The following is a 1,027-nucleotide window of genomic DNA, read 5'->3' as shown; positions in this document are numbered from 1 at the left end:
CGGCGGTGCCGCTTACTCCGGGTTTGAATGGTACTAATGGTATTGTACCTATCGCTCGACAGGGGCAGAAAATCGATGCTTCAGATGACGGTCAGTTTGGTCTCGCACTGCGTTATGAATTTTCTGAAGTAGAAGCTTCGTTGTTCTTTATGAACTATCACAGTCGTGCTCCTTATGCTGCTCTCGAAACAGGGGATCAGGGCGTGTGCTCTGTTGATAACAATATTTCAGGTCAATATGGCGCGTTGTGTCAGGCTAGTTCTGCTCCAGGGGCTGGGGCATTTGCAGTTCTTGCAGATGGGCTGTATTACCTTAACGATACCTATTATGACCTTGCATACCCTGAAGATATCCGTCTCTATGGTTTAAGCTTGTCAGGTAATATTGGCGAAACCAGTATTGGCATGGAAGTCACCTATCGCCCTAATATGCCGTTTTCTACCAATCGGGCAGAATTTGCAACCCTGGCCGAAAATGCCCTTGACGTCACTGTCCTTGCAGTTGGAGGAGTTCCAGGCGGCTCTTCAGGGGGCACTACAGACCTGGGTGCCATAGGAACCGTTGCCTCAGGCACTAAAGCCAACCTTTACCGGCGTGACGAGCTATATACCTGGACGGTCAACGCCACCCACAATTTCGGGCCAAACCTTGGTGCCGACGATGTCAACCTTATCTCAGAGGTTTCCGGTAAAATCATTCCCGGCAGCATTACCGATGTGTCCAACTTTTCCAATTTAAGCAAAAGCTCCTATGAGTACACTCTGGTCCTGAGCGGCTCATACGACAATGTGCTTCCGGGAGTGGACTTATCCCCGTCATTGACACTCAATGAAAATCTCCATGGGGATGACAAGGGGGCCATGAGCTACAGTGCCAAGGTTAGCGCAGATTATGGCAGCAATATTTCTGCCGAACTGGCATATAATGCCTGGAACAGCCAAAGCGCCCAGAGAGACCGGGACAACGTCGCCTTTAATGTGGCGTACTCCTTTTAATCACCGGAAAAAATAAAGGGCTTCGTTATGGT

General features: G+C 49.5%; 1 protein-coding gene. It reads left to right on the top strand.

Annotated elements, in window-relative coordinates; genetic code table 11:
• On the top strand, positions 1-995 hold a 995-nt coding region (locus tag J7438_RS25875), incomplete at its 5' end, for a DUF1302 family protein (RefSeq protein ID WP_209278910.1).
• Positions 996-1,027 lie beyond the last annotated feature (32 nt).

Source organism: Thalassotalea sp. G20_0 (genome assembly GCF_017744175.1).
Taxonomy (GTDB): Bacteria; Pseudomonadota; Gammaproteobacteria; order Pseudomonadales; family Endozoicomonadaceae; genus Endozoicomonas.
This window is presented reverse-complemented; position numbering and strand designations above follow the sequence as displayed.